Origin of the sequence: Alcanivorax sp. DSM 26293 (assembly GCF_900107995.1) — a bacterium.
Lineage (GTDB): Bacteria > Pseudomonadota > Gammaproteobacteria > Pseudomonadales > Alcanivoracaceae > Alcanivorax.
Map to the genome: position 1 here is coordinate 114,588 of NZ_FNUM01000006.1, position 19,974 is coordinate 134,561.

The following is a 19,974-nucleotide window of genomic DNA, read 5'->3' on the forward strand; positions in this document are numbered from 1 at the left end:
AGCGGCTTCGTGGAAATGCCGGGGGCCGCCCCCCCTATCCAATCGAGCGTAGCTCATAGCTGCCTGTTGTCATGTAACCGACACGCAATCCCCCTAGGCTGTTATGCCATGTTATGGATAACCGTCTGCCTGTCATGTCCCGCCTGTTGATTCTTTTTCCCTGCAGCCACATGGGCAATCTGCTGATAGCCCTGCCGCACCTGCGTGCCATGCTGGCGGCACATCCCGAATCACTGCTGATGGTGAATCAGCGCTATCAGACGCTGGTGGAGCAGAGCCTGCCCGGTGAGTCGCGATTGCTGTATTACCCGGAACAGTCCCTGTCACGACAGGTGCCGTTGTTTCAGCGCGTCCACAGTTACCTGAAACTGGTCATGACCATGCGTCGCTTCCATTCCAAGGTGGTCGTGGATATCGAGGGGGAGCAAAAGTCTGCCACCCTGGCGCGACTCAGTGGCGCCGCAGAGCGCATCGGCCCGCATCGCCGCCATGGCCAGTGGTTCTATACACAGCAGCCACAGGTAGACTGGTCCGGCCATCGCTGGCAAGCCTACGCCAGCCTGAGCCGGCCGGCGGCACACTCACCGGCACACTATCTACCACTGAATGACAGCCCGGCGGGCCAGGCTGAACTGGACAGCATCCTCAGCGACGGACCGGCAAACGACAATCTGGTGGCCATTCATGCCGGCGCCACCAAGACCTACAAGATCTGGCATGCGGAGCAATTTGCTGCCCTGTGCCAACAGTTGCGACGAGCCGGTCTCACTCCGCTGCTGATTGGCGCTGGCCAGAAAGACCGCCAACAAATTGCCCGCATCCAGGGCTTTCTCAGTGACCCGGTGATGGATTTGTGCGACCAACTGAGTCTGGCCGGTCTGGTGGCCTTGCTGAAACGCAGCCGGGGGTTTATCGGTAACGACAGCGGCCCCATGCATCTGGCCGCCGCCTGCGGGGTTGCCACCGTGGCCCTGTTCGGCCCCACCGATGACACCCTCTGGCACCCCCTGTCTCCCCATGCACGGGTACTGCGGTGGCAGCATTGTCTGCGCAATTGCGAACGCAGCAGCTGCGCCCTGGACAGCTACCCGTGTCTGCAACGGATCACCATAGACCGGGTAATCCGTACCCTGGACGAACTGGGCGTGATGCCTGACGCCCACCTGGGCGCGCTGAAGACATTGCGTATTTCCTGACGCGACACACCTTCCCGGTTGGAGCCTTGCTTGCAAGGCGAAGGGTCAAAACCACCCCGGAGCCTGCTGATACCATCGCTTTGCAAGCAAAGCGCCAACGAGCGCTTTCCCCTGTCAAAAAAAACCGCGAGGCGTTTCCACCTCACGGTTTATGGACAAGGAAGACGGCTTTTTTGTTATTGGAAATCAGAACCCATCCAGTAGCCCGGCCAGCAGATCGGTAACCGGAGATAACAAATCCAGCAAGGGGGCCAGGGGACTGAGGAGACGCTCATCCAGTTGCTCAGTCACTTCCCGCACCACGATCAGCAGTCCGGAAGACAAGGCATCGCCGGGCAAGGTGGAGTATTCCTCGGCACCGGGGATCTGGTTGAGCCAGAGCACATCATTGACCAGGTTTTCCAGGGTTTGCTGCACCGTGCCCACCAGTTGCTCACCGGTGGCGCTGGTATCCAGCAGCACCAGCTGCTCCAGGGTATTGGCCAGCCCCAGGGACACCGTGGACAGCACCGAGGTCAGACCGGCAAACACCGGCACCTCTGCCGGCACCTGTTCTTCGATGCCGTCGAGGATGTTATTCAGGTTGCGGGACAGCGCCACCAACGGGCCGGCGATAAAGGCGATGTCTTCCACCGTGCTGCCATCACCCGCGTCGCTGCCATCGCCGCCAAAACCGTCTGCCAGGGCATCAAAGGCACTGCCCAGCTGATCAAAAGGTGCCGGCAAACTGCGGGTATCGATGGCCTGCAATTGCTCCGCCGCCGCCAGCACCGCCTGCACGGACTGGCTCATCTCGCTGCTGTCGCCTTCCAGGATGGCAGCCGTGGCCGCGTCCAGCGCATTGAAGAGAATGTCGGTGCCGGCAATCATCTGATCAAAGACCTGACGCTGCTCTTCGGGCAGGTCTGCTCCCACCTGTGTGAAGCCGGAAACCAGGGTTTCACGGAGTTCTTTCAGTGGCCCGGTAAAGTCCGCATCAAAGCCATCCGGCAAGGGCAGCGGCAAGGCACCTTCCCCCAGTGGCAAGCCGGAGAAGTCATTACCCGGAGCAATACCCGCCATGGGCTGTTTGTCATAGCAATGGGTATAGGCCGGCGTCAGTTCGCCATCGCTGATCACACCGAGCCCCTCCGCCTCCGGATCCACCACGTAGGCATCCAGGCAGAGCCTGGCCGGCGCCAGCGTGGCCGGGTCGGCTTCGGTGGCCTTCATCCAGAAGAAGCCATAGACATCGCCCTGCTGGAAGCGGGCCACATTGCGCTCCGGGTCATCAATGGAGCGAGTCTTGCCCGCCGCACCACTGACCACGAATTCGGTACGACCACACTCCGGTACCGCTTCAAGCACCTGCAGGTCATGATCGTGACCGGCAAAGAAAAAGTCGGTCTGATCACAGACCGCTTCTTCCATAAAGGCTTTCCACCGCTCGCCGGCCAGCACTGGCAGGATCTCACTGGGCACACCATCGTAGTTACCGGCATTACCGTGAGTGCCGTTGGACAGGTAGGGGTGGTGGGCCATGGCGATCTTGAAGACCGCATTGGAGCCGGCCAGCGTATTGACCACCCAGTTACGCTGATCAACGCCGTAGGTGTGGTAGGCATAGGCGATATCCGGATCGCCAAAGCCGCCGGCAATCGGATTGGAATCCAGTGCGACAAAATCCACCAGCGGGCGCGGGTTGGTGTGGGTGGTGCCGGCACTGTGCAGGAAGTAACGATCCGGCATGTTCCAGCGGTTGGACAGTTTGCCGTCAAAGTAGGTGTAATCCACCTGGAACTCGCCACGGGCATTACCGGCGCCATCACCGCCCACATAGGCCGTGTTGTCGTGGTTGCCAAGCACCATGTAGAAAGGCAGTTGCACCGGCTCGAAAGGCTTTTCGAATTTTTCCGCGAACTGGGGATCATCCACGCTGGTGACACCGGATTCATAGATATTGTCACCCAGACCGACGACAAGATCACAACCCGGGAACGCCATATCACCCACGAACTCATCTTTTTCCTCGCAGACGCTGGCGATGGCTTTACCTACCGCATACTGACCGGCGGAGCCACTGCCGGAATCGCCGATCACGATAAACCGCACGGCTGCCGGCGGGTTGCTGGCCACCGGATTGTCGCCCCCGTCATCATCGCTGTCTCCGTCACCCGGCTGGGACGGATTGTTTGGGGTTTCCGTATTCCCCCCCGAGCCATCGTTATTGGCGGGGTTGGAACCGGAAGATCCCCCGCCGCCGCAGGCAGTCAGCGTCAGTGCCGCCACCAGGGGCAGCAATTTCCAGGGAAAAGTCATGACATCACCTCATTGGAACTCGGTACAGGGGGGTGGAAAAACGCGGTGCGCAGCGCACGGGGACGCGAGGGCGGCAGGTCTTCGACAATGCGACTATCACCGCTTTTCACCGCCACCACCTTGGTTTTGCCGGTATCAATCTGGCCGCGCAGGTCGAAGGACTCGATGCTCTGCGCGTAATAGAACTCGCCCTGGGTTCGCTGGCGATCCACATCCACCAGAATGAAACCGCGGGATTTGGCTTCCACATAACGGATATGCGGGTTGACCACCGGAATCAGTGCGCCGGCCACTTCCGCGGCACCATCCGGGAAGCCCGGGCTGGTCACCGCCGGGGTGACCAGTTCTGCCGCCAGCGGCTTGTCGAAGAGATCCCCGAGCAGCGAGCCCGGATTGCGGTAGATTTCACTGGCCCAGGAGGTGTGAATATCCCCGGTGAGAATCACCACATTGTCGATACGGTTGTCATCGATATGGTTGAGAATTTTCAGCCGGTCTGCCGCATAGCCATCCCATTGATCCATATTGATGGCGGACAGATTGCCGCGCAGCTGGGCACTACGCTCATCCAGGGTTGGCAGCTCGGCAATATTGAGCTGGGCAAACATGACCTGCTGACCGATGAAGCGCCACTGGCTGGTGGAGGCGCTCAGGCTGTCGAGCAGAAAGTCCATCTGCTCGGTACTGATCAGATGGCGATCTTCACTGTTGCGGGCCGGGTCAGCGGGGATCGTCAGTTGCTCGTCACGGCCTTCCAACCGCGTATCGAGCATGGTGAGGTCCAGCAGATCACCGAACTGGAAGCGGCGATAGATCACACTGTTATTCCCCGGCTCGCGGGGACGAATGGGCAACCATTCAAAATAGGCCTGCTGGGCAATCTGCTTGCGGGTCTCCCAATCGCCTTCGGTGAGCGGCTGGTGATTCTCGGCGCCGTCGCGGTAACTGTCGTTGGTAGATTCGTGATCGTCCCAGACAGCAATCATGGGGAATTGCTGATGCACCGCTTGCAGATCCTGGTCGGTCTTGTATTGGGCATGGCGCTGGCGGTAATCGCTCAGGGACACCATTTCATGGGGCGGCTGGGGATCCCGCTCCGGGAAGTTGCCGTATTCACCGGCACCGTACTCGTAAATGTAATCCCCCAGGTGCAGAACAAAATCCAGATCCGCCTGATTGGCCACCGCCCGGTAGACGGAGAAGAAACCATTGGGGTAATTGGAACAGGACACCACCGCGAAACGGGCACGGTCCGCAAAGCGATCGGCGGCCGGGAAAGTCCGGGTACGCCCCACCGGGGAGATCTGCTTGCCCACCGAGAATTGATAGTAGTACCAGCGGTCCGCCTGCAGGCCGGTCGCATCCACCTTCACACAATAATCCGCTGCCGCTGAAGCGGTGACCCCATAGGAGGCAACGGTCTGCTGCATGGCCGGGTCACTGGCAACAGTGACGGTCACAGCCACATCCTCACCGTTGCCCAGGTCCGGGGTGACCCGGGTCCACAGAATCACCCGGTCAGCAAGCGGGTCTCCGGAGGCCACACCATGCAAAAAGGAGACGCCGGGCAAGGCATCAGGCTGATCCGGTACGTCCGGCTGATTGGGTGTGGGCGTATTGACCGGTGCCGGTGATGAGCTGCTGCCCCCGCCACAGCCCGCCAGTGCCAGGGTGCTGCCTGCTCCCAGCGCCTGCACCAGACGACGTCGTTTGCGATCCATGGAATTCCCCCTGATTGAAACGTCAGCGCTTCACGCGATAACGACTCAAGATTAGGCAGGAAATTGCATCGCAACAGTGGGCCTTGGGTAGTTGCACTGTAGTGCTATGTAGCCCCCTGTAACTGCCCAGTTAAAGGTGACAGGGGCATGACCGGGCATTGAAGCGCTGATGATTTTTGCGGCTTCAGAGGACCGCAAAGGCGCCGGGTAAGTGCTGACGCAGCGTAAGCAGGTTCTCTTCCTGCACCGCCATGGGACCAAAACAATTGGCCATGGTGCCGGCATAGCGCAATCCGTCTTTCTGGATCGCTTCAGCGGTAAGCAGGGCATGATTGATGCAGCCCAGCTTCATGCCCACCACCTGAATCACCGGCAGCTCCAGTTCGGCAGCAAGGCCGGACAGCATTTCCCGATCATTGAGCGGCACCCGCCAACCACCGGCACCTTCGATCAGGATCAGGTCCGCCTTGTGGGCACTCAGGGCACCACGTACATAGCCCGCCAGACGCGCCAGGGTAACCGCTTTGCCTTCCTGCTGGGCGGCGATATGTGGCGCTACTGGCGCTTTCAGTGCCACCGGATTAACCAGCTCATAGGGCAATGTCACCGAGCTGGCCGCCATCAGCTGCAGGGCGTCATCATTGCGCCAGCCCTCCGCCGTTTCCTCACAACCCGCCGCCACCGGCTTGAGCCCATAGCAGCTCAACCCGGCCTCACGGGCCCGCTCCAGGAGACGACAACTTACCCAGGTCTTGCCGACTTCGGTGTCGGTACCGGTGACGAAGAAGATGCCCTTGAGGGCAGGAAGGGGTGGCTTCTGATTTTCCATAGCTATCCTTGGATTGAACTTATCGCTTTGATCACCCTGCGGTCGATTCCGTGCTTCGCACGGTTCGTCCCTCAAGAGGAACGCCTACAAGCGGCCTCGTAGACACTTCTGACCCCCCGCGAACGTCCGGGCCTTTCTTAATCCAATCAGCGCAGCTCAAAGCTTTTCCGCTTCCAGAAACAACACATTCCACGTCAACGGCAAGCCCTGACCGGTTCTTTTGGTTTCATACTCGGCCACCATGGCTTGCCAGGCATGCTTGCCGGTCAGGCCGCTGGCGCCACTGACATGGTCGGCGCCGGTGGCCTTGAGGCGGCGGGCAATCTGTTTGACCGATTCGTAATATTCCACCATCACCTGTTGCTGAATTTGCACGTCAGCTAACCCGGCCCGCAGTGAGGCTTCTTGCCAGTCGCCCAACGTTGGCAAGGCATTCACATGGGGGCGATGATTCACCGCTTGCCAGCTCTGGCTCAATTCCCGCAGGGAGCCCGCCAACGGCACCGCCAGCAACAGTCGGCCGCCCGGTGCCAGCACCCGGTGCACTTCCGCCATCACCCGGGTCGGGTCACACCATTGCAAGGCAAAACAGGAAAAGACCAGCCCCTGGGACCCACTCTCCACGGGCAGCGATTCCGCATCGGCGCACAGAGGCCGGTATTGGTCGTTGAGTCGGCCCCGTTCAGCGGCCTCATTCAGCATATCGGAAGACAGATCCACCGCCTGCCACAATACGCCTGGCAGGGCCTGTTGCTGGGCGCGGGCAAACGGTGCGGTGGCGCAGCCCAGATCCAGTGCAGCCGGTATCGCCAGCTGCGCAGGCAAGCGCTGCACCAGGGAGCGCCCTACCGCCAGCTGCAACGCCGCATGGGCATCATAGCTGCGCGCGGCGCGACTGAAGTGCTGGCTGACCGCCGTCTTGAGAGGTCTGTCCACGGCAGCCTCAGTGGACCAGTTGATGGTCGCGATAGAAGTCATAGACCGCCCGGGTAAAGGTATCGGGAGCGGACAGGAAAGGCACATGGGCCACCTGTTCGATCAGTGCGGTGCGACCCTTCTGGATCAGGGGTTCCACCGCCGCCATGGCCGCCGCCGGTACGATATGGTCGTGCTCGCCAAACACCATCAGCACCGGCATGGGCAACGATGGCAGGGTACTGCGCAGATCCGTATCACGCAGGATATCGAGCCCGCCGCGCAACGCCCTGGGGGCAGGCAAACCACAAAAATAGAGAATTTCCTTCAAGCGCGCCGTGTCCTCACGCATGGCCACGCTTCCCTTGCAGTTGAGGGCCAGGAAGCGCACCAGGGTGCCTTCATTATCTTCATCGAACAGCTCGGCAAACTTGGCCAGGATGTCCGCCTTCATGGCCGGCTCCCAATCCGCTGCCGCGGTAAAGCGCGGAGAGGTGGCCACGGTGACCACGGACTGCACCCGCTGCGGCGCCTTCTCGGCCATGGCCAGTGCCACCAGCCCCCCCAGGGACCAGCCCAGCAGGTGAGCGTTTTTCGGCATGATGGCCAACACCTGGTCGGCGAGGAAGTCCAGGGTGTAATCATCATTGGGTAGCGGGCTTTGCCCCATGCCCGGCAGATCCACCACGGTGACCCGGAACCGCTCCAGCAATGCCGGCACAATGTCGTCAAAGACAATGGCATGCAGACCCCAACCATGGATCAGCACCACGTCCTGGGCATCCGCATCCGCGACGCCAGTGGCTTTGTAGGTGTTATGGAAAGGGACCAGCTTTGGCATTCGAGTTCCTTTGGTCAGACGTCTGACGTCGGAGGCCTGACGACAAAAACAAACAACATAATCCGGCTATCGTGGTTAGCGTCCGACGTCAGACGTCCGACATCCGACCTTTTCCAGCGCCGCCAGCAACGCATCCACGTCGCTTTCTTCATGGGCCGCCGACAGGGTGACCCGCAACCGGGCTTGCCCGTCCGGCACTGTGGGCGGGCGAATGGCGGTGATCAGAAAGCCCTGCTCGCGCAGTTGCTGGCTAAGGACCATGGCCTGCTGATCAGCGCCGATCAGCAAGGGCTGGATCGGGGTAGCCGAGTCCATCAGGGTGAAACCCAATTGCGCGGCTCCGGCCCGAAAACGCTGAATCAACACAACCAGTTTTTCGCGACGCCAATGCTCTTCACGGGCCTTGGACAGACTCACCAGGGTGGCTGACGCCACCGCTGCCGGCATGGCGGTGGTATAGATATAGGTCCGCGCGAATTGTATCAGGGTCTCGATCAATACATGGCTGCCAGCCACAAAGGCACCGGCGGTACCCAGCCCCTTGCCGAGCGTGCCCATCAGTACCGGCACCCGCTCATTGACGCCCTGTGCAACGACACTGCCACGCCCCTGGGCATCCAGTACGCCCAGACCATGGGCATCGTCCACCATCAACCAGGCATCATTGTCGTCGCAGGCAGCGGCATAGTCAGACAACGGCGCCACGTCGCCATCCATGCTGAACACACCGTCAGTGACCACCAGCTTGCGGCGCGCATCACTGCGCTGCAGCTGACCCCGCAGGGCGGATGCATCATTGTGGGCAAAACGGCGAAACCGGGCGCCACTGAGCAACCCGCCATCCAGCAGGGAGGCATGGTTCAGGCGATCATGAAAAACCGCATCGCCCTTGCCCAGCAAGGCGGTCATCACCCCCAGATTGGCCATGTAACCGTTGGAAAACAGCAACGCGCTTTCGCGACCGAGATGATCGGCCAGCGCCTCTTCCAGCTGTTGGTGGGGGCGCTGATGACCGCAGACCAGGTGGGAGGCACCACTGCCCACACCCCAGTCTGCCACGGCCCCCTGAAAGGCGTTGATCACCGCCGGATCATTGGCCAGCCCCAGGTAGTCGTTGCTGCAAAAATTCAGATAGCGGCGTCCCTCGACCACCGCATAACGGCCACAGGGGCCGTCCTGAATCACGGGTTGGCGGTAACGGTGCTGCTCACGGCGGGCCGCCAGGTCGGCAGCCAGATCGAAAGCCATGGCTCAATGTTCGGTGGCAGCGGGACGGCCGGTGTCCTTGTCCAGCACATGTTTGGCCGGTCGTTTGCCGCCCTCGCTCTGCGCCATGGCGTTATAGAACAGCCCGGCGTCTTCTGCCTGTTGCTCGGCCACCTGGGCCTTGATCACCTCTTCGTGGGCCTCGTCGGAGGCTTCATGGCGGAGGTCCAGAGGGTGAATGCCCAGCCTGTTGAACAGCTGCTTGTCGTGGCTGGCTTCCGGGTTGTCCGTGGTCAACAACCGCTCGCCGTAGAAGATGGAATTGGCACCGGCCAGGAAACACAGGGCCTGGGCCTCATCATTCATCTCCTGGCGACCGGCGGACAGGCGCACATAGGATTCCGGCATCAGAATACGGGCCACCGCCACGGTGCGGACAAACTCGAACGGGTCCAGATCATCCACATCCGCCAGCGGTGTCCCTTCGATCTTCACCAGCATATTGATGGGCACGGATTCCGGATGGTGCGGCAGATTCGCAAGCTGCTGCAGCAGACCGACCCGGTCATCACGCTGCTCGCCCATGCCAACGATACCGCCACAGCACACTTTCATGCCCGCATCGCGCACGTTGGCCAGGGTTGAGAGACGGTCGTTATAGGTGCGGGTTGTAATGACCTGGCCATAGTATTCCGGCGAGGTGTCCAGGTTGTGGTTGTAGTAATCGAGGCCGGCATCCGCCAACGCTTCCGCCTGTCCCGGATCCAGCATGCCCAGGGTCATGCAGGTTTCCAGCCCCAGGGATTTCACCTGACGCACCATATCCAGCACGTAAGGCATGTCCTTGTCGCGGGGGCTACGCCAGGCGGCGCCCATACAGAAACGCGAGGCGCCCTTGTCACGGGCGGCCCGGGCTTCTTCCACTACCCGCGCCACTTCCAGCAGCTTTTCCTTTTCCAGCTCGGTGTTGTAGTGGCCGGACTGGGAGCAGTATTTGCAGTCCTCCGGGCAGGCCCCGGTCTTGATCGACAGCAGCGTACTCACCTGCACCGCATTGGGATCGAAATGGGCCCGATGCACGCTGGCTGCCTGAAACAGCAAATCGTTGAATGGCAGGGCAAACAGGGCGTCGATCTCACTGCGTTTCCAGTCATGGCGTACAGCAACGTCAGTAGCTGACGATTGGGCGGGGCTGGCGGTTGCGGGCATGCTTCTTCTCCATTCGGGAATCCAAGCAGGCTAGGGAGCAACATGGCATCTGTCAACTTGATAGAGGTAACAAAAGTTTACTGCAGTATGATTTTTAACCAATCATGCCAGTGCCTGCTCTGCGGGCAGACACAGCGCTCCCCGGTTTGTCCGCTGTGCCTGGCAATGCTGGCCCGTCTGGATGGCCCGCTGTGCCGATGCGGCCTGCCCCACCCCGCCGGTGATCCCGGCAACCCCCTCCCTGCTCCGCTATGCGGGCGCTGCCTGAAGCGCCCGCCATCCTTTACCGTCAGTCAGGCCCCGCTGCATTACCGTTTCCCGCTGGATCACTTGATTCGTCGCTACAAGTACCGCGGTGACCTGGTCGCCGAAAGGGGCATCGAAAAATTACTGGAGGACACACCCTGCCCCTGGCCAGAGATGGATGCCCTGTGCCCCCTCCCCGCGCATTGGTACCGTCGCTGGTGGCGGGGGTTTGACCAGAGCCAGCGACTGACCGACCGCCTGGCGACGCTGTGGAAAATACCCTGCTTACCGGCATTGCAACGTCGCCAATCGACCCCCATGCAGCAGGGCCTCAGTCGTAGCCAGCGGCAACGCAATCTTCGCGGCGCCTTCGCCTGTACACGACCGGTCAGTGGTCTGAGGCTGATACTGGTGGATGACGTCATGACCACCGGCAGCAGCGCCCGCGCCGCCAGCGATTGCCTGCTGCGCCAGGGTGCCGCGGAAGTACGGGTGTGGACCCTGGCGCGGACACCGGAGCGTTAAATGCGCAATTGCGCTCACTGCGCAAACGCCGCCTTATGCGCTGTATTTCACCTGCCTGTTAGGCATAATGATGCCCAGCAGTTGCAGCATCGCCCCCTTGAGGAAAAAGGGGCACAACTTTGAAGGTGTCTGTCCACCCATCGAAACGCTCACCTTCAAGAACGGCCATAACGAGTACGCCAGGGGCTTTTCAACAGCCTGCCGGTTCACGGAGGGATACCCATGAGAACAATAATAAGCGCGATAACCCTGTTTTTTCTGTCCACTACCTTTGCCAGCCATGCTTATGCGGAAGACCGCTATAGCGGTGTTACCCTGATCCGTGGCACCGTTGTCTCGGTGGGCCGTGTCGACCCCACCGAAAATGTGGACACCGGTTTCTTTGTGGACGCCAACTACACCAGCGTGGCCATCAATGCAGGCATTGGCACTAAAAAATTCGGCGACTCCCCGCTACGCTCTGACCAGCGGGAAGACGATCTGTCTGCAGCGGATGGGGAACGGGTCAACAATGCCTACGCCGGTATCGGTTTCGGTCGCATCGTGCAGATTCAATACGGCTACGGTAACCACGGCGATCTGCTGCGCTTCCGTTCCGATTTCAATTACCGCTCGGTGGTGGATTTCTTTACTGGCAAGCGCACCCCCAAGGACCGTATGACCTTGGGCGACCGCATCACCTTTACCATTGCGGTCGAGCAATATCAGGACAGTGACGAGGAAATTTTCGACAACGCAACCTGGGGCGTGGGCTTACTGTTCTGACACGTCTCCCGGGAAAGGATCATTCATGGAAGTCCATATTGCCCAAGGACATAACCCGCCCCACAACATCCACGGCATCACTGTGGTGATCGACGTGATCAGGGCGTTCACCACCAGCCATCACGCCTTCCGCCGGGGACTGCGCTGTATCTGGCCGGTGGCCAATGCGGAGCAGGCCTTTGCCCTGCGTGACGAGCACCTGCCCGACGCCCTGTTGGCGGGTGAAGTGGACGCGCTGCCAATCAAGGGCTTCGATTTTGGCAACTCCCCCTGGGAAATCGACCAGGCGGACCTGCAGGATCGCGAGCTGATCCTGCGCACCACCAATGGTGTAGTGGCCACCCTGAAGGCCCAGGACAGCAAGGAAGTCCTGGTGGCCGGCCTGGTCAATGCGGAAGCCACCGTCAACTATCTGCGGCAACAGAACCCGCCCACCGTGGTACTGGTTGCCTCGCACCCCACGGGAGATGAAGACGTGGCCTGTGCGGAGTACATGCGCCACCTGCTGGGCGGCGAGGGCGTGAGCTACGCCAACGCCCGCGAGCGGACCCTGAACGCCCGGGCCGCAAAAAAATTCTATGACGGCACGCACCCGCGCCTGCGTCCCGAGGATATCGAAGCCGCCGCCAGCAGCGATGGGCCCGGCGCCCTGATCATGCGGGTCCGCTTTGATCCGATTCCCTGCATCACCGCCCACCCGGCACCACAGGACTGACCCCGGACGTCAAGGTTTCCGTTCTTTTTGATCAATGCGGCACCCATCACGGCCCTGCTACTGTTGAAACCAATTCAACAGACAAGGCAGCCCCATGATCCAGTGGTCCGAACAACAACAGATGATCCAGAAAATGGTGCGCGATTTCGTGGAAAAAGAAATTGTGCCGCAACTGGATGACATCGAATACAACGGTGTTCCGCCTTACGACATCCTCCGCAAACTGATCAAGACCTTCGGCATGGATGTCATGGCCAAGCAGTCTTTCGAGAAACAGCTGGCCCGTGAGAAAGCCATTGCCGCTGGGGAAACCGTCGAGGAAAAGAAAAAAGACGGCCCTTCTGCCATGGCCGGCGAAGAGGCAGCCATGCGCATGATCCCCATTATTGAAATCTGCAAACATGCCCAGGGGCTTGTCACGGCCATGGGGGTGTCCATGGGGCTTGGCGGTGGCGCCATCATGAGCAAGGGCACCATCGAGCAGAAAGAGCGCTGGGCCTTGCCCCTGCTCACCCTGGAAAAGGTGGGCGCCTGGGCAATTTCCGAGCCGAATGCCGGCTCCGACGCCTTCGGACAGATGAAGACGCTGGCCAGACGCGACGGCAATGGCGGCTATATCATCAACGGCAGCAAGACCTGGATCACCAACGGTCCCTATGCGGATACCATCATCCTGATTTGCAAGCTGGATGAAGAGGGCGTGCCCGCCGACCAGCGCAAGATTGTCTCTTTCATCCTCGACAGCGGCATGGAAGGCCTTGAGCAGTCCAAGCCCTTCAAGAAGATGGGAATCGGCTCCTCGCCCACCGGTGAACTGTTCCTGTCCGATGTGAAGGTGGGCGCCGACCGGCTGCTGGGCGGCAGCGAGGACGGTTACGGCCGCAGCGGCGCCAAGGGCACCTTCATGCAGGAACGCGCCGGCGTGGCCGCCATGGCACTGGGTATGGTGGAACGGGCGCTGCAACTAAGCACCCAGTACGCCCATGACCGGGTCCAGTTCGGCAAGTCCATCGGCCAGAACCAGTTGATTCAGCTCAAGCTGGCCAAAATGGAAGTGGCCCGCACCAACCTGCAGAACATGGTATTCCGCTATATCGAAATGACTGCTGCGGGCCAGCAGATGACCCTGGCAGAAGCCTCGGCCATGAAACTCTATGCCGCCCAGGCAGCCATGGAGGTAGCCACCGAAGCGGTGCAAATTCACGGCGGCTACGGCTACATGCGTGAGTCACGGGTGGAACAGCTGATGCGTGATGCCAAAATCCTGCAGATCTACGCGGGGACCGACGAAATGCAGATCATCGCCATTGCCCGGGATCTGCTGGGTCGCCTGTAAGCCTTTGACCACAAATGATGTAAGCATTCTGCTTGGCGCAATATCAGCATATTGACCTTTGCGCCCGGCAGAATGGTTTTTGTGGTCTTCATCACGCTCTGGATTACGGCATAAACTCAACCATTATTCGTAGTAAAGGCTGAGAAATCAGCCTGGGTGGTTGAGATGTTAGTACGCTATAGGGCTGATCGTGCCGCAGTAGCCCTGGTGTTGGCGGTGTTTGCCATTCAACTGGGCCTTTTCTTTTACAGCGAGGGCCTGACGACCTGGCTGGCCATGCTGGCACTGCTGCCCATTCAGGTGTCCTGTGGCGCCATCTGCCACAATCATCACCATGTGAATGTGTTTGTGAAAAAGCCACTGAACCGGCTTTTCGAATGCATTCTCTACCTGCAGACCGGCACCAGCCCCCTGAGCTGGACCCTGCATCACAATATCGGCCACCACAAGCACTACCTGGACCCGGAACAGGACCCCTCGTCCTGGCAGCAGGCGGATGGCTCGCTGATGCCCCGCTGGCGCTATGTACTGGTCAACACCCTGAAGGTCTACCCGGAAATTCATCGGATCGGACAAAAGCACCCTCAGTTATACCGGCGCTTTCTCCGTTTGTTGGTACTTGCAAACCTGCCCCTGCTTCTGGCGCTGCTGTACGACCCGCGGAACGCCGTCATTCTTTTCGTCCTGCCCATGGCGGCCATGTTGTTCATGCTGCTGGACAATACCTACGGCCAGCACGCCGGCACCGGTTTTGACGACCACTACCACGCATCACGGAATGTGGAACTGAAGCGCTACAACCTGCCATCCTGGAATCTGGGCTACCACACCGCGCATCATATGCTGCCCGGCATCCACTGGAGTCAGTTGCCACAACTCCATGACAAGATCCGCCACCGCATCCCCGACCACCTGATCACCGACAACGTCCTGCTGCAGTGGGAACCCGCCCGCCAGCAGCGCGAGGGGATTCCCTCATGATCCGCGTATTGCTGGTTTTCCTGATCATGGGCTGCGCGGCAGTCGCCCGGGCCCAGGATTGTTATTACTACTGGGTCCACCAGTGCATTGAGGTGGTTGACGCCAGCCAGCGACAGCTGCAGCAATATGTACTGATTTCACCGGCAGTGAACTACCTGCAAGCTGACGAGGGTCAGCAATGCAGCGAGGCCGTGACGCTTCGCCAGAGCCCCATTGCCACCGAATTGCTTGCCCGCTTCAACCAGGCGGCCAGCAAGATCAGCGCCTGCCAGACCCCCATCACGGAATTGCCAGCCAGAATCTACGACAAGCCTCACCAGGCCACCTGGCACTATAACCGCAGCCGCAAGAGCAACCCCCGGAAAACCGTGATCCCGTTGGCGGACTTGCCGGTGCTCTGACAATAAGCCCTGAAGATCACTGCCAATCGCTGCACATCCGGCTGGTTGTGCTATGATCGACCTGCTTTTTTCATCCGGGGCGAATAATGAAAACAATCAAAACTGCCGCGTTACTGATCTGCACCCTACTGCTCGCCAGCTGCCAGAATCTGCAGGGCGAACGACAAGGGGATTACTACTTCTCTCCCGCCGGCGCCTATATTCTGGATATGAGCATCAACACCTTCCGGGGTGAAGTGGTGCTCGACGAACGATGTGACCGTCAGGGTGGTTCCACCACCTTCTGGGACGGGAGCGGGCGACTGTTTCGCGTTGATTACCTGAGCGCCGAAGACCATCCGATGATCCAGGCACCACGGTTTGCCTCCGATCTGACCCTGCTCAACCTGACCCTGAACAGCTACCTGCGTGAAGTGGTGGCCAAGGCCCCCATGATTACCAGTGCGGAAGCCTCCTACCGGGAATTCCTGGAAGACGCCGATCCCCGCGCCCTGTTCGCCATTATCGGCATCAATGTGGATGCCGCCCAGGTCAAAGACAGCGAAGTGGAGAACGGGACTTACTACTACGGCTTCATGCTGTTCAAGCGCGGGGATCGTATCTATGTGTTGCAGCATCGCCAACCGGTACTGATGCCCGAGAAAATGAAGGCGGTACTGTTGAATCTGGCTGACGGCATGGAAATTCCCGGTCGCGTGCGCGATGACACGGACATGGAAAAGCTGCGTCGACTGCTGAAGAAAATGGCTCCCGGCGGCACCAGCGGCGATCCGATCCGATTGTGCGAACCCGCCTGATATTGGTTGCTTCGTAAGCGCCTGACGTTGCAACAAGCGCCCGACAAGGTGTTTACTAAACCTGTGTAGCCCGCGTTTCAGAATGATGCGACGCGGGGCTGCCGGCGCATACAAGAAACAGCGCCCAGACCCTCTTTACGGGTCTGTCGCTGTTCAAATTCATCCTCAAAACGATTCGTGCTGTTATGACTTCATTGACACAACAGAGCTGCGACGCATGCCGAGCCGATGCTCCCCGGGTAACCGATCAGGAACGCCAGGAGCTACACGGCCAGATCCCAGACTGGATTCTGGTGGAAGAAGACGGCATTGAAAAACTGCAACGGGTGTTCCCGTTCGGCGATTTTGCCGAGGCACTGACTTTTACCAATCGCGTGGCCGAACTGGCTGAAGATGAGGGCCATCACCCCGCCATCCTCACCGAGTACGGCAAGGTCACCGTCACCTGGTGGACCCACAAGATTGGCGGCCTCCACCGCAATGATTTTATCTGTGCTGCCAAAACCGACGCGCTGCTCAACGACTAACTGAGAAGCGCGTTTCGAGGTACGAGTTTCGAAGAGAGAAACCGGTTTTGCCTTTCGCTCCTCGTACCTCGTGGCTCGCCCACCGTATTTCGCTGCCCTGACCATTTCCTCCACCGCCATGATCAAAACGGCTTGCGGCAACCGCCGTTGCCTTTGCTAGCATTCTTCTCAACTGAAGGAGAAACAGCATGGCCCTTTCTGAAGAACAGAAAACCCTGATCAAAGCCGCCAGTGACAAGACCTTTCCGTTTGTGGAGCGCTGCGGGGTAAAAACCCTGGATGTGGAACGGGGCTACTGCAAAATGATGATGCCCCTTGAACCCAATCTTAATCATGTGGGCATCATGTATGCGGGCGCCCTCTACACCATCGCCGAATTGCCCGGCGGAGTGATCTACCTGACGTCCTTCGACACCAAACGCTTCTACCCCATCGTCAAGGACATGGCGATCCGCTTTCGTCGCCCGGCCACCACGGATATCACCGTGGAGATCACCCTGAGTGAAGAGGAAATTGCACGCATCGAAAGCACCACGGAAGAGGTGGGCAAGTGCGATTTCGAGTGGGACGTGGAATTGAAAGACGCCAATGGCGAGGTGGTTGCCATCTCACATAACGTGTATCAGATGCGCAAGATTGGCGCGTGACCCGATTTCCGGCGCGCCCCTGAGATCCCGGAGATACAACGCGCGCCCCCTGGGTGTCGGGACACGAGTTGAAAGAAGCGCAACGCAAGCTTGGCCTTGTCTTTCGAAACTTGCCTCCCGGAAGCCGGGGGTTCGCTTTGCAGCTCGTCGCTTACCGCCTTGTTATTTCCTGCTGAATTCCTGCACAGCGTCAATAAAGACGCCGGCATGGGACGGATCCACCTGCGGGGTAATACCGTGCCCCAGATTGAAAATATGGCCCGGGTGGTCACCAAAATCCTCAAGAATTCGCTTCACTTCCGCACGGATCGCATCCGGGGAAGCGTATAGCACCGCCGGGTCCATATTGCCCTGCAAGGCCACCTTGTGGCCGACACGACGGCGGGCTTCACCGATGTTGATGGTCCAGTCCAGTCCCAGGGCATCACAGCCGCTCGCTGCCATGGATTCCAGCCACAGGCCGCCGTTCTTGGTAAACAGGATCACCGGCACCTTGCGGCCTTCGTGATCGCGGATCAGGCCGTCAACGATCTGCTGCATGTATTTCAGGGAAAACTGCTGGTAGGCCTCCGCGGACAGGGCGCCGCCCCAGGTGTCAAAGATCTGTACTGCCTGCGCACCATGACGAATCTGGGCGTTGAGATAGGAGGTCACCGACTGTGCCAGCTTGTCCAGCAGGGCGTGAGCCAACTCTGGCTGGCTGTAGACCATACCCTTGAGATGGCGAAAGTCCTTGCTGGAGCCACCCTCGACCATATAGGTGGCCAGGGTCCAGGGGCTGCCGGAAAAGCCGATCAGGGGAACCCGGCCATTGAGCGCGCCACGAATGGTACTCACCGCCTTCATCACATAACCCAGGTCGCTTTCCGCATCCGGGATTGGCAACGCCGCCACGTCTTCCTCTGTACGCACGACCTTGCGGAATTTCGGCCCTTCGCCGGTCTCGAAATACAGCCCCAAGCCCATGGCATCGGGGATAGTCAGGATATCCGAGAACAGAATCGCGGCATCCAGCGGGTACCGCTCCAGTGGCTGCAGGGTGACCTCGCAGGCCAGATCCGCGTTCTGGCACAGATCCATGAACGAGCCGGCATGCTCGCGACTGGCCCGGTATTCCGGCAAATAACGCCCGGCCTGGCGCATCATCCACACCGGTGTCTGATCAACGGGTTCACGGTTCAGAGCACGCAGAAAACGGTCGTTTTGGAGGGGTGCGAAAGTCATTATTGATCCTATCGGTCTGACATCGGACGCCTGACGCCGGTCGCCCTGAAACACATTACAGAACCCCGCACTTTACCCTATTCCGGGCTCTGTGCGCATAACAAAAAGGCCCGCAATGCGGGCCTTTTGCATCCGGCGTCAGACATCAGATGCCTGACCGGATTCATACATCCAGATAATCAAGAATACCCTTGGCCGCTTCGCGCCCTTCCCAGATGGCGGTCACCACCAGGTCGGAGCCGCGCACCATGTCGCCGCCGGCAAAGATCTTCTCATTGCTGGTCTGGAACGGGAATTCCTGCTCTTCCGCCGCCTGCACACGACCGGAATCGTCCGTAGCCACATTCTTGGGCTCGAACCAGTCCGCCGGACTGGGACGGAAACCGAAGGCCACGATCACCGCATCCGCCGGCAGAATTTCCTCACTGCCCGGAATTGGCTCGGGACGACGACGACCGTTGTTGTCCGGCTCGCCCAGCTTGGTTTCCACGACTTTCACGCCGGTGACCTTGCCGTCTTCTCCCACCACTTCGATGGGCTGACGGTTGAACAGGAACTGCACGCCTTCTTCCTTGGCGTTGGCCACTTCCTTACGGGACCCGGGCATGTTCTCTTCGTCGCGGCGGTAGGCGCAGACCACGCTGTCCGCCTGCTGGCGAATGGAGGTGCGGTTACAGTCCATGGCGGTGTCACCACCCCCCAGCACCACAACACGCTTGCCTTTCATGTCGATGAAGTCGGCCGGATCTTTCTCGAAGCCCAGGTTGCGGTTGGCATTGGCCACCAGGAACGGCAACGCCTCATGCACACCCTCCAGGTCTTCACCGGGGAAACCGCCCTTCATGTAGGTATAGGTACCCATACCCATGAAGACCGCATCGTAGTCAGCCAGCAGTTCATCAATGGTGATGTCCTTGCCCACTTCCACGCCCAGGCGGAATTCCACGCCCATGCCTTCAAACACCTCACGGCGCTTGGCCATGACCGGTTTTTCCAGCTTGAACTCGGGAATGCCGAAGGTCAGCAGACCGCCGATTTCCTCATAACGATCGAAGACCACCGGCTTGACGCCGCTGCGTACCAGCACGTCAGCACAGCCAATACCCGCGGGGCCGGCACCGATCACGGCGACTTTCTTGTCGGTCCACACCACCTTGGACATGTCCGGACGCCAGCCCATGGCCAGGGCGGTGTCGGTGATGTACTTCTCGGTGGCACCGATGGTGACCGCACCGAAACCGTCATTCAGGGTACAGGCCCCTTCACAGAGACGGTCCTGCGGGCAGACACGACCACAGACTTCCGGCAGGGAGTTGGTCTGGTGACTCAGCTCCACCGCTTCCATCAGGTTGCCTTCACTGATCAGCTTCAACCAGTTGGGAATGTAGTTGTGGACCGGGCACTTCCACTCACAGTACGGGTTGCCACAGTGCAGGCAACGATGTGCCTGGTGCTCCACTTCCCGGGTTTCGAACGGGTAGTAGATTTCCTCGTACTTGTGCTTGCGGTCTTCAATGTCCTTTTTCTTCGGATCGTGCCGGGGCACGTCGAGAAACTGGAAGTTGTTGCTCAAACGTTCAGCCATGGTCTCCCCC

General features: G+C 59.8%; 19 protein-coding genes. 10 read left to right on the forward strand and 9 right to left on the reverse strand.

What is annotated here, in order from left to right; all coding sequences use genetic code 11:
- Positions 1-113 precede the first annotated feature (113 nt).
- Positions 114-1,196 (forward strand): glycosyltransferase family 9 protein, encoded by a 1,083-nt coding sequence (locus tag C4S63_RS11870; protein ID WP_235000003.1) that lies wholly within the window; start codon positions 114-116, stop codon positions 1,194-1,196.
- 186 nt (positions 1,197-1,382) lie between these two features.
- Here C4S63_RS11870 and C4S63_RS11875 read toward each other — a convergent pair whose 3' ends face one another.
- From C4S63_RS11875 to bioB, 7 genes are all read right to left on the reverse strand, one after another.
- Positions 1,383-3,494 carry a metallophosphoesterase gene (locus C4S63_RS11875; protein ID WP_103917678.1) on the reverse strand — a complete coding sequence of 704 codons (2,112 nt, stop codon included), beginning with the start codon at positions 3,492-3,494 and terminating at the stop codon, positions 1,383-1,385.
- A complete protein-coding gene (locus C4S63_RS11880) occupies positions 3,491-5,215 on the reverse strand; it encodes an alkaline phosphatase (RefSeq protein ID WP_103917679.1) in 1,725 nt (574 codons plus the stop codon). The genes C4S63_RS11875 and C4S63_RS11880 overlap by 4 nt, the downstream gene beginning before the upstream one ends.
- 184 nt (positions 5,216-5,399) lie before the next feature.
- Positions 5,400-6,044: a dethiobiotin synthase gene (bioD, locus tag C4S63_RS11885; RefSeq protein WP_103917680.1), complete on the reverse strand. Its 645-nt coding sequence runs from the start codon at positions 6,042-6,044 to the stop codon at positions 5,400-5,402.
- 156 nt (positions 6,045-6,200) lie between these two features.
- Positions 6,201-7,022, reverse strand: coding sequence for a malonyl-ACP O-methyltransferase BioC (bioC, locus tag C4S63_RS11890; RefSeq protein ID WP_235000004.1), 822 nt, complete (start codon positions 7,020-7,022; stop codon positions 6,201-6,203).
- Positions 6,988-7,800, reverse strand: coding sequence for a pimeloyl-ACP methyl ester esterase BioH (gene bioH, locus C4S63_RS11895; protein ID WP_103917682.1), 813 nt, complete (start codon positions 7,798-7,800; stop codon positions 6,988-6,990). Before bioH ends, bioC begins: the two co-directional genes overlap by 35 nt.
- 75 nt (positions 7,801-7,875) lie before the next feature.
- Positions 7,876-9,048, reverse strand: coding sequence for an 8-amino-7-oxononanoate synthase (bioF, locus tag C4S63_RS11900; protein ID WP_103917683.1), 1,173 nt, complete (start codon positions 9,046-9,048; stop codon positions 7,876-7,878).
- A gap of 3 nt (positions 9,049-9,051) precedes the next feature.
- Positions 9,052-10,215: a biotin synthase BioB gene (gene bioB / locus C4S63_RS11905; protein WP_103917684.1), complete on the reverse strand. Its 1,164-nt coding sequence runs from the start codon at positions 10,213-10,215 to the stop codon at positions 9,052-9,054.
- Positions 10,216-10,380: 165 nt separating this feature from the next.
- Between bioB and C4S63_RS11910 the strand changes: the two genes are divergently transcribed.
- From C4S63_RS11910 to C4S63_RS11950, 9 genes are all read left to right on the forward strand, one after another.
- Positions 10,381-10,986, forward strand: a complete 606-nt coding sequence (locus C4S63_RS11910; RefSeq protein WP_235000005.1) for a ComF family protein — start codon at positions 10,381-10,383, stop codon at positions 10,984-10,986.
- A gap of 222 nt (positions 10,987-11,208) precedes the next feature.
- On the forward strand, positions 11,209-11,751 hold the full coding sequence (locus C4S63_RS11915) for a hypothetical protein (protein WP_062815720.1): 543 nt from the start codon (positions 11,209-11,211) through the stop codon (positions 11,749-11,751).
- A gap of 25 nt (positions 11,752-11,776) precedes the next feature.
- The gene (locus C4S63_RS11920; RefSeq protein WP_062815719.1) at positions 11,777-12,466 is read left to right on the forward strand and encodes a 2-phosphosulfolactate phosphatase; all 690 of its coding nucleotides are present in this window, start codon (positions 11,777-11,779) and stop codon (positions 12,464-12,466) included.
- A 94-nt stretch (positions 12,467-12,560) separates the two neighbouring features.
- Positions 12,561-13,802, forward strand: coding sequence for an acyl-CoA dehydrogenase family protein (locus C4S63_RS11925; RefSeq protein WP_063509094.1), 1,242 nt, complete (start codon positions 12,561-12,563; stop codon positions 13,800-13,802).
- Positions 13,803-13,967: 165 nt separating this feature from the next.
- A complete protein-coding gene (locus C4S63_RS11930; RefSeq protein WP_231874162.1) occupies positions 13,968-14,783 on the forward strand; it encodes a fatty acid desaturase in 816 nt (271 codons plus the stop codon).
- Positions 14,780-15,184: a hypothetical protein gene (locus tag C4S63_RS11935; protein WP_103917686.1), complete on the forward strand. Its 405-nt coding sequence runs from the start codon at positions 14,780-14,782 to the stop codon at positions 15,182-15,184. The genes C4S63_RS11930 and C4S63_RS11935 overlap by 4 nt, the downstream gene beginning before the upstream one ends.
- An 86-nt stretch (positions 15,185-15,270) precedes the next feature.
- Entirely contained in the window at positions 15,271-15,981 is a 711-nt protein-coding gene (locus C4S63_RS11940; RefSeq protein ID WP_062815716.1) for a hypothetical protein, read from the forward strand.
- 185 nt (positions 15,982-16,166) lie between these two features.
- A complete protein-coding gene (locus C4S63_RS11945; RefSeq protein ID WP_062815715.1) occupies positions 16,167-16,508 on the forward strand; it encodes a 4a-hydroxytetrahydrobiopterin dehydratase in 342 nt (113 codons plus the stop codon).
- Between the two features lie 188 nt (positions 16,509-16,696).
- Positions 16,697-17,155 carry a PaaI family thioesterase gene (locus C4S63_RS11950; RefSeq protein ID WP_063509090.1) on the forward strand — a complete coding sequence of 153 codons (459 nt, stop codon included), beginning with the start codon at positions 16,697-16,699 and terminating at the stop codon, positions 17,153-17,155.
- Between the two features lie 162 nt (positions 17,156-17,317).
- Here the strand turns inward: C4S63_RS11950 and hemE are convergent, their stop codons facing one another.
- Positions 17,318-18,379: a uroporphyrinogen decarboxylase gene (hemE, locus tag C4S63_RS11955; RefSeq protein WP_103917687.1), complete on the reverse strand. Its 1,062-nt coding sequence runs from the start codon at positions 18,377-18,379 to the stop codon at positions 17,318-17,320.
- A 163-nt stretch (positions 18,380-18,542) separates the two neighbouring features.
- Positions 18,543-19,964 (reverse strand): FAD-dependent oxidoreductase, encoded by a 1,422-nt coding sequence (locus tag C4S63_RS11960; protein WP_062815712.1) that lies wholly within the window; start codon positions 19,962-19,964, stop codon positions 18,543-18,545.
- Between the last annotated feature and the right edge of the window lie 10 nt (positions 19,965-19,974).